Genomic DNA, 9,981 nt, shown 5'->3' on the forward strand with positions numbered 1-9,981 from the left:
ATCCACAGGCTGTTGTTCACAGTTCCAGGTGAGCTTGACTGCGGAAATGAGTGAAATTTATCGGGATTCCAGTTGTTCGATCCTTTCTATGGCATTGTCCGGATCATGGTCCCACATACTCATGTGGCCCTCCAACTTGCGGAAATTGGCTCTCGTCTCCTTGCGGAATTGCTGCATTTCTTCTCTGAAGCCGGCAGCATCCTGTTTGACTTCAGATAGATCCTGCTGAACTTGAGTCATGTCTCCTCGCAGAGCGTGCACATCCATCGCCAACGCTTCCAGCTTGGCATCCGTTTCATCCTGCCGATCTCGAACAGCAGTCACAATTTGAGTTAATTCCTTCAATTGAATCATAATCAAATCCAATTGTTCCTTCACCGCGATCACTCCCTTACTCCAATTATCTTCTATACCCACCAGGTTGTCCATGTTATAAAAAGACCTCCCGCAAAAAATCTACAGGAGGCCTTCTCTGTGTGTATCCTTATTTTTTGGAATCGAAAAAGAAACTCGTTTGAGTCGAATAGGCTTCGTAGCCCGACTTCACTTGCTTGCCGGCCGCCAGTTTCCCGAGCTCCTGCTCGGCTTGTTTCGACATCTGTCGAAGCTTGGCGAGAACGAGACGATCCCACTGTTGAAACTGGGCGATGTCGAAAAAACGCTTCGTTGCCTCAGACGGAACGGCTTGCTGCGCTTGCAGACGAGCGATGACGGCTTCCCGACGCTCCATGTAGTCCACCAGCTCCTCGAAACTCGCCGACGGCAGGCGTTCTGCCAGCGTACGGGTCGTCTCGTACAGCCAAGTCCAATCCTCAGACATGCTTGACTCCGGCAGGTGCAGGCGCAGTCTTGGCCAGCTTGGCCGCTTCCACCCAAGTGTCGCGCATCTCGGTCAGGAAGCCGATGACTTGCTCGATTGAAGCGGTGTCCTTGTTCATATTCGCCGTCACCAGGAGGTGGTTATAGTAGTCGTACAGTTGAAGCAGGGAATCGGCAACTGGAGCATTACGATCCAAGGTGATGACAAATTCCGAGATGATGTTCTGCGCTTTGACAATATTCGTGTGCACTTCATCGTAACGCTGCTGCTTCATAGCCTCGATGGCGGTCTTGCAGAACCGAATCGCCCCATTGTACAGCATGATGAGCAGCTGTTCCTTGGAAGCCGTCTGGATGGAGTTCTCGAAATACTTGCTTTGTTGCGCTTGCTGTTGATACATGGGACCGGTCCCCTCCATCTTATTGCTTTGTTGAGAATTGTTGCGCCAGCCATGCGCTCTGCGAATTCAACTGATTGATGTACTTCTCCATCGCCGTAAACTGTCTGTAGTAGCGGTCTTCCACAGCCGTCAGTCGGGTGGTCATCGCCTTGATCCGATCCTCCAACCGTTGAAGCTCCTTGCCCTGCAGGTAATCGGTCGGTCCGCTGAGGCTGGTCCCGGCCGTTTCCTTCAATTGATTCATGATCCGTTCGGCCTGATCGTACATCCGCACGGCCAGCCCGTCGGCACGATCGGTATTCCTGTCCTTGTCATCCGCGGTGAACATTGCCATGACTTGATCCGGCTGCTCGGCAATCGCCTTCCGCAGCTTCGTCTCATCAATATAAAGCTTGCCTTGCTCCATGTAGTTCCCGGTCTTGATCCCGATCTGGAGCAGTTGATTGAGGCTGTTCGCCGGCAAACCGCCAATAGCATTGTTAAGCGAATTGCGCATGTTCTGGAGCGCGCCGGTGAGAATCGTGTCGCTCTTCAGCAAGCCGCTCTTCGCCTTCTCCTCCCAGCGCTTGATCTCGTCTTCCTTCATATCCTTGCGCTGCTCGGCCGTAAGCGGCAGGAAATCCCGGAAACGAGCTTCGCTGGTTTTCTTGTTGACCGATTCGACCAAAGCGTTGTAGCTGTCGACGAACGATTTGATATTGGCAAATACCTTGTCCGTATCGTTGGCTACCGAGATCTTCACCGCCTGGCTGGTCAAGTTCCGGGCCGTAAAGCTGACGCCGTTGATCTCGAAGCTGTTCGTTTTATAAGAAACGGGGATTCCGTTATATTCAATATTCGCGTTGATGCCGTTGACCGTGATCTTGGAATAGTCCTGGTTGGAGACCGATGTAATCGCACTGGTCCCGGAGCTGGTCAAGACACCCAGATCTACAAGCAGGTCTACATCATCCAGCTGAGGGCCCGAAGAAATCTCCTGAAACTCAATGGGCTTGTCGTCATCCGGATTGAATATCACCAGTTTGTTGTCGGAGTTCAATTGAGCGGACACGCCGAGTTTCCCCAGATCCGAGCTGTTGATGCTGTCGATCAGATCGCCAATGGAGGTCGATTCCTTGATGACGAAGTCATAGGTCATGTTGTCGTGGACCAAGCGCAGCTTCTGATCCGGCAGAGGGCTAGTGCTTCCTTCAGGCTTTGTCAGAACTCTGTCCAACAATCCGCCGGCATAAGCTCTGCCCATGGTGATGGTCTGCCCTTTCCCGGTTTGACTGGCCGAGCCCGGGAGCTTCATGACCGTGTCGAGCAGGGCGGCATTCGTACTCTTGATCTCAATCTTGGAGTCGGCTCCGGTCAATGCATTGTTGAAAAAGAACCGATCCAGCGTTTCATCATAGCTGGCGGTGACGCCGGTAAGTCGAGCTTTGTTGTTGATGTTGGCCACTACATCGGAAATCTTGTCGGTCGGCTTCACTTGAATCGCCGTCACGCCCCGTTCGCCAGCAACGGTAAGCGTCGATTCTGCGGCAAGTCCGAGCTGAGACATGGTCGCCGAGCGGTTGTTTACCCCCAGCGCCGAGCCCGAGTTCAACATGGCGGACTTCGCGAGCTGCGTGACCTTGATCTCGTGGTTGCCTTCGACGGCAGCCGCAGTTGCGCTCGCATAGACGGCTGTTTCGTCGTCCGATGTGGCTTGTTTGGCGAGATAGCTGGATTGCAGCTTCATATCGAACGCCGAGTTCCGGAACGTTAGAAATTGACTGTACACTTCGCGATAGCTGTCGCGCTTCCATTCAATGGACTGCTTCTGCTGATTCAGCTTGTCGAGCGGCGCACGCTCCGCCTGCATCAGCTTTAATACCATCGTATCGATATCCATGCCGGTCGCTAGACCGCCGATTCTTGTAACCATACCGTAGTTCCTCCTCTACCTGCGTTCGTCGATGATGATGCCCGCCATTTCCCAGAGCTTGGCGACGAAATCGAGGTGCTTCTCAGGCGGAATTTCACGGATGATCTCGCCTGAATCCTTGTTCAAGACCTTCACCATAATCTGTTTCGTCTTCTCATGGACCGAGAAGTCCAGTACGGTATCCGGCCCTTGCATTTGCTTCATCGCTTTCTCAATCGCTCGGATGAGCTGCTCGTCGCTGATCGAGATATGCGCGCCTTTGTACTCGGCCTTCTTCATATCCCGTGTATTCGAAATCTCGACAAGCGGTTTATCTGGAATCTTGCTGGGCTGCGGAGGCGCCGATGCGGGTACGTCTGCTCCCTTGGTAGGATCGAGTCTAGGTTGTCCTCCGTTACCTCCAATCGGAATATTCGTACTCATGCTTCCGGCCTCCCATCGAAGAATGGACATATTACCCTATATATCGGAAAATAAATCCTCTTTGTTTAGAGGGCCCCGGGCAGCTGTCAATTTAATTTTTAATGAGAATGGCCATATAAGCCATGCTGGTCAGCTCGTTGTCTTTCAGAGCCTGGTGCACCTTGGCCAGATAGGCGCTGCTATGCTCAATTGTACGGGAGAACGATTGGATCAACTCGACAACCAGCTCTTCGTTCAAGCCTTTGTGATGGCGGGCGATCCCGATCAGCATGAGCTTGATCATCGCATAATGAATGACGAGCATCGTGTAGGACTCGTGGACTTCCTTCTCCGAGAACGGGAAGAGGTTTTTGTAGACGTAATTCACCAGATAGTTCTCTAGCATATACTCGTGCGCATCCATGAACGGAGCGTAATACTTTTCGTAGCCTTCCGTGTAGCGCTCCTTCAACTCGTCGACCGTCGACTCTTTTGTATAGGCAAGCCCGAACAGGAACTTGGTGATTTGCTTCAAATATCGATCGCTGTTGACTCCATGCGGGAAACGTTGGTCGAGAATTCCTTTGGCCAGCAGAAGCTGAACGGCAATTTGAGTTGGGATCTTGTCCAGCTCTTCGCGGAGCAACCCTTGGTCGACGATAGCGGTATATTCTTCAATGACCTTCGGAATTTGATGCGATTGATGACGATCTACACAGCCTTGTACACGCCCCAGAAACATGCCCAGCATGGTAAGACGATCATGGAGGCGGTAGGAGCGGTTTTGAAGCAGTTGAATGCTCATAATGCGCAGATCCCAGAAGTAGTGCTGGGCCTTGTGAACATGGGCGGGGCTATCAGCTTGCAACGACTTAATCGCAATATTGTGGGACGTCGCTTCCTCTTCATGCTGCTCGAACTCAATTCCGTTCGGATTCAGCAGAACGAGGCGGGCGATTTCGGGGCAAGAAGTCGTAGCGGAGCGCTCCAGCTCGCCGTTGACCGCATTGTTGATCCGTGGATACTGAGAGCAGGTGTTGGAGAGATACTCTTCTCCCAATTTCGCTTGGATACCGCAAAGCTTCTCTTCGCTGAGAAACGGACACGCGCCTTTGGCGCCCATTCGAATTTTGGCATAGCTGCCCGGCGTCGGATTCGAACGATTGCGGGTCACATGCTTGTCGATGATGGGGGTCAGGTGCTCGTCGCGAACCTTGACGTACTTCTTATAGGTCGATTCATCGATATTCACACGCCAACCAATACAGCAGCTATCCTCGCAGGCCGCACCGATGCATTGGAAATCCTTCATATATTGAGGCACCAGGTATTGGCGCGTCTTGGATTTCGTCGTCATGCTCATCCCTCATCACACTAAAAATTTTGGACTCATATATTCATAGACGGTTTGCTGCCAAATCTTGAATTCAGGAAGTACGCGTTGGAGCTGGGGAAGAATATCGTTCCAGCGGTAAGCTTGGAAAGAATCCGCCATCTCGGCCAGACGAGCGTTCAATTGATCGCGGACTTCGGCCCAGCGGTCCAATTGGCCCTCTTCCTCTTCTTCCTTCAGAACGAGATTTACGGAAGCTTCTACTTGCACAACCGCTTCCAGCACATTGCAATACAAACGGAGCGACGCTTCGTGAAGGCCTTGCTCGAGTTGGGACTGCATATGGGTCAAACCCTCCAAGCATGTGTCCGTCAAGGCGATCGTCTGGTCGGTCAGCTCGGGATGATTAGTCGTCATGAGGATTCCTCGCTTTCTAGTTTAGAGAAAAGGGGGACTCTAGCGATACTAGAGCCCCCCGGGATGAAGACTACGATTAACGGAGCAGCTGCAGCACGCCTTGCGGCTGTTGGTTCGCTTGAGCCAACATCGCTTGAGCGGCCTGGGAGAGAATGTTTTGTTTCGTGAACTCCATCATTTCCTTCGCCATGTCTACGTCACGGATCCGGGACTCGGAAGCGACGAGGTTCTCAGCCGAAGTACCCAAGTTGTTGATCGTGTGCTCCAGACGGTTCTGGAACGCACCCAATTGGGAACGTTGAGCGGAGACGCGCTCAATCGCGTCGTTGATGATGGACAGCGCAGCCGAAGCTTTCTCGCTTGTCGTTACATCCAGCGCGAACTCGACATTTTTGTTGTCGGAACCGCTGTTCACGTTAGCGATTGCGGTATAGGAAGCTACCGAACCGTTGTTGGCCTTCACTGTGCCTACGGAACCGTCGCCACTGATACCCAGAGCGTTCGCACGCATGTCTTCTACAGTGATCGTCATGCTTTGACCGCTGTTCGCGCCGATTTGGAACGTCGCTTGGAAATCACCCAGCGGCGAGTTCTTCGTAGAAGCGGCTGGCGCCGTCCCGGACGCGAAGTTTTCCGATTGCTTCAGGGTCAGAGAACCGTCAGAGCCTACGGAAGCCGTATACTTGTTCTTCAGGTTGGCGTTCGAGTTGATCGCGTCAGCCAGAGCCTTCGTTTGGTCGGCTACAGTGGCAGCTTCTTTGACAGCTGTACCATTCGCATAACCAACGTGTTGGTTCTTGTTGGAGACAGAGATTTCTTGACCGTCCAGGATGAACTTGGCGCCGTTCGTCAACAGGCTTTCTTGGGCGATCTTGTACTCGCCTTGAGTGCCGGTACCGCGAACATCGAGGTCAGTTGCTTTCAGGTCTTCACCGGAAGCGACTTTCTCCGTCAGCGTGATTTTGCTGCCGCTAACCGATGCGCTGTAGTTGTCTTTCAAGGACGACAGGTTGATCGCAGCCATCAAGCTTGCAGCTTGGTTGTTTACGCTGCCTGCATCAATCGTGAACTCGCCCTTAGCTGCGGAAGCAACACCAGTAACTGCAGTAAACACTTGACCGTGGATTTCCACTTTGTCGCCGGCAGCGAATGCTTTGTCGACGTTGAAGGAGTATTTCCCTTCAACTGCCTTAGTACCGCCAACCAGTGTGTCGCTGTCTTTAACAAGGGAGTTACCAACCGTATTTGTGTCCCAGCCGCCTTGAGCGGAGAACTCATACTTGCTGAAGTCAATGGAAGTGAACGAACCATTTTCATCGAAGTAATGGAATTCACCCAGTGCTTGAACCGCTTTTTGGATCTTCTCAGCCGTGTTCTCACGAGCGCTCTCAGCGGAAAGGTGAATCGTAAGGTTGCCCTTGTCTACTGTAACGCTGAGTTCGTTCTCAACAATTTTCGCTTGACCGCCGGAAAGTGTTGCAGCAGCAACTTCGATGTCATTTGCTTTGTTGTCCGTATCCCAAGTTCCAGTTGACGAAGCCGTCCAAGACGAGAAATCAATTCCATCAATTGTTCCCAGGTCACGAATGGCTGACTGAATGCTAGAAGCGCTGTTTTTGGAAGCAGTCGCGTTAGCCATGTTAATTGAGAGTACACCATCTTTATAAGAAACATTCAGCTCATTAGTAGTATTGGCCTTCAACTCTACTTTCACGCCATTAGCACGATTTGCTTGATTAGCGCTTGTTCCAGATGAAATATCCAAAGTTTCACCATCAGACTGAACTTGTGTTGTTGCAGCGATGGCATTTTGGGCAAGTGCGCGAGTGATATTAACCGTGTTAAGATTTTGGCCACCATTGTTTGTTACAACCAATTTATCGTCTGCGCCAGAACCTGCAACAGAAAGTTGATCCAATACTTGCCCGGTTGCTTGATTATTAGTTTCTGTGAGGTTGATTGTCCCGCCACTTACATTGGCATATTCAAACCTTCCCCCCAAAGTCGAGTTAGCCGCGATAGCTGCGGCAATACTCTTTGCCTGATCCTCGATAGAACGGCTACTGGATACAGCATCAGCTCCAACATCGCTTGAAAAATTGTTGATGCCCAGAACACCTTGAATTCTAGCCACATCACCACTTACACCAGCATTAATTGTAAATTGTACACTCGAAGTAGGCTGGCCATCCTTGGACGTGATTTGAATTTTATCAGTCACACCAGGGTCTTGGAGATTTACATCTGCATAGTCAGAAAGCTTATAGCCATTCTTATCGGTTGCGTTCTTAATCAAATCCAGCATGTCATCTTCATCATAGCTAAAGGATTTAACAGTGCCCGAATAAGAGTTAAGTGTTCTCAGCGCAGCGCTATCTACAACAAAATCTTTACCATCAACAGAAATTGTAATGGAAGTGTTGCTGTGGATGGCGTCTACCCCAGTGTTACCACCATTGGTATCCAGTTGCTGAGCAGCGGTACCAGCATTAGCAACAGTAAGGGCACCTGCACCATGATCACCAGTGACCGTAACAGCAGCTGTGGAAGCACCAGTAGACGTAGCTGTTATTTTTAATCCATTATTCGTACCATTCTTTTCAATGGTGTATCCCTGTAAACCACCTTTTGCTTGAACGGCTTCAAACGCCTCTACAACTTTATCAAGTTGCTCGGTAAGTGTGTCATAGGCTCCACCAGCTTTTGTGTTCAAGTTCAAAGTTACGGAGTCTGAGTCAGCATTCGATATTGCAGTAGTGGAGTCATCGACTCCAGTGATAGTAACAGTGACCCCGCCAAAAGAAATAGTTGCAGCAGCACCGTCTGTAAAAGCTGCATTAAGAGCACCTGTATTCCATGCTGCAATCTCACCCGCAAAGTCGTTTGCTGCACTTGCATTGGCTGCCATTCCTGTGTCAACAACAACAGCTTGACCTGTGACTTGAGCAACGGTATTCATACCATATGCATCGTTAATCGCCTTCACTTCAGCAGCAGTTGCGCTAGTATTGGTCCAAGTAATCGGCTGAGTTTGAGGATCTTTGGCAGTAATCTTAAGCTTGCCATTCTCCAGAGCAACTGTTGCGACATCTGAAAGCTTTGTTGCACCATTAACTGCATTTCCGATAGCTGTAACCATGTCATCCGTGGAAGCAAAGTTTACATCAAGTAAAGCATTATTTGCTGTGAAGTCCGTACCCCCGACATTAATTACAACCGAGCCTGTTGCGATACTAGTAAGGTTAGTCTTTGTTAGGCTCTCACCACCAGTCAGCGTAGCTTCGATGTTCCCAATGTTGAACTCGCCTTTGGAAGCATTAGCACCGGACAGAACAGCTGTGAACTTTTGACCGCCGATCGTGATCGTGTCGCCAGCCTCTTCAAACACGTCTGTCAACTCGAACTCGTAGTTGCCGTTTTGCTCAGCAACGCCGTCAGCCAGGGTACCGCTGTCGCCAGCAACTGGAACCGTAACCGGTTGGCCCGTGATTTGCGAAGCTGGTTCAACAACCGAGATTTTGTTCGTGGAAGTGAAGCCTGTGGACGAAGAATAGTTGCTGATAGCCGACTTCATTTCGTTGTACAAGGTGCCCAGGTTCTGAGCGCGGGAGTCGCCGCTGCTTGTTTGCCCGATAGTGAAGATGTAGTTGCCTTGACCATCGATTTCCAAACGGGAAGATTCGCTTGCCGTCGTACCTTGACGTACAGTTACGGTTTTACCGTTCAGGTCTGTGCCGTTCTCAGAAGCTTGCACACTGATCCCAACAGACAGGTTAACAGTAGCTTTCTCACCTTTGATCGATTGCGTGTTCTCTGTGATCTCGGAAGCACTGCCAGTAGCTTTGCTAGTGGAAGCTTGCAGAGAAGCTGAGGAGGATTCTACCTTCACGGAAGTTGCGACAGTTTCCAGAGCGGAAACTTGTCCAACCGCAACACCTTTAACGCCGGCTTTAACCGTGTTCAGCGTAGCTGCGGATTCAACAACTGGAGCGTTTTTGCCTTTCAGCAATGCCTGGGTGTTGAACTCCGTGGTGTTGCCGATCCGGTTGATCTCGGAGGTCAACTGGTTAACTTCCTTCTGGATCTCTTGACGGTCGACCGCTACGTTCGTGTCGTTCGCCGCTTGAGCAGCCAACTCACGCATACGTTGCAGGATGGAGTGAGTCTCGTTCAGAGCACCCTCCGTCGTTTGGATCATGGAGATACCGTCGGAAGCGTTCCGTTGTGCTTGCTCCAGACCGCGGATCTGAGCGCGCATTTTCTCGGAGATGGCGAGACCTGCTGCGTCGTCACCTGCGCGGTTGATGCGGAGACCGGAAGACAACTTCTCGATCGACTTGCCGCCTTGCCCTTGGTTTACGGTCAGCTGACGGTAAGTGTTCAGCGCCGCAATGTTGTGATTAATTCTCATTGCTTACTTCCTCCCTGAAGTTCGTTTCCCACATCCATGTGGTTTTTTGTCGAGCTCTCTGAACCGATCGGCCGATACCGGTCAGAAAGTCCTAAGGTATATATCGAAACTTGGCGAGATGAAATGAAGAGTAATTTTCCATTCTTTTTGTAAAAAAGAAAAAGAACCCTGGCGAAGCCAGAGTCCCTTAGTCGGCTAAATTCATTTATATTGATGAAATTATGCGTTATCATAGCAGCTTGGACAGATCCGATCCATCCTCGAACTAACAATCCTATGAATTTCA

General features: G+C 50.8%; 7 protein-coding genes and 2 pseudogenes. All 9 read right to left on the reverse strand.

Features of this window, described 5'->3' with window-relative positions:
* Nucleotides 1–57: 57 nt before the first annotated feature.
* Entirely contained in the window at nt 58–429 is a 372-nt protein-coding gene (locus tag PKO02S_RS06590) for a hypothetical protein (protein WP_127580307.1), read from the reverse strand.
* 55 nt (nt 430–484) lie between these two features.
* A complete protein-coding gene (gene fliT / locus PKO02S_RS06595) occupies nt 485–820 on the reverse strand; it encodes a flagellar protein FliT (RefSeq protein ID WP_127580308.1) in 336 nt (111 codons plus the stop codon).
* Nucleotides 813–1,220, reverse strand: coding sequence for a flagellar export chaperone FliS (fliS, locus tag PKO02S_RS06600; RefSeq protein ID WP_127580309.1), 408 nt, complete (start codon nt 1,218–1,220; stop codon nt 813–815). The genes fliT and fliS overlap by 8 nt, the downstream gene beginning before the upstream one ends.
* A gap of 19 nt (nt 1,221–1,239) precedes the next feature.
* Nucleotides 1,240–3,132, reverse strand: coding sequence for a flagellar filament capping protein FliD (gene fliD / locus PKO02S_RS06605; RefSeq protein ID WP_127580310.1), 1,893 nt, complete (start codon nt 3,130–3,132; stop codon nt 1,240–1,242).
* Between the two features lie 15 nt (nt 3,133–3,147).
* Complete coding sequence (locus tag PKO02S_RS06610; protein ID WP_127580311.1) at nt 3,148–3,555, reverse strand: flagellar protein FlaG; 408 nt, start codon at nt 3,553–3,555, stop codon at nt 3,148–3,150.
* A gap of 91 nt (nt 3,556–3,646) precedes the next feature.
* Entirely contained in the window at nt 3,647–4,891 is a 1,245-nt protein-coding gene (gene fliB, locus PKO02S_RS06615) for a flagellin lysine-N-methylase (protein ID WP_127580312.1), read from the reverse strand.
* Nucleotides 4,892–4,903: 12 nt separating this feature from the next.
* Entirely contained in the window at nt 4,904–5,284 is a 381-nt protein-coding gene (locus tag PKO02S_RS06620; protein WP_127580313.1) for a DUF8042 domain-containing protein, read from the reverse strand.
* A gap of 76 nt (nt 5,285–5,360) precedes the next feature.
* Nucleotides 5,361–5,636: pseudogene (locus tag PKO02S_RS33820) on the reverse strand (flagellin); the annotation flags it as partial.
* Nucleotides 5,637–9,281: 3,645 nt separating this feature from the next.
* Nucleotides 9,282–9,695, reverse strand: a pseudogene (locus tag PKO02S_RS06630) (flagellin N-terminal helical domain-containing protein); the annotation flags it as partial.
* Nucleotides 9,696–9,981 lie beyond the last annotated feature (286 nt).

The sequence above is a fragment of the Paenibacillus koleovorans NBRC 103111 genome, from assembly GCF_004000845.1.
Classification (GTDB): Bacteria; Bacillota; Bacilli; order Paenibacillales; family NBRC-103111; genus Paenibacillus_AA; species Paenibacillus_AA koleovorans.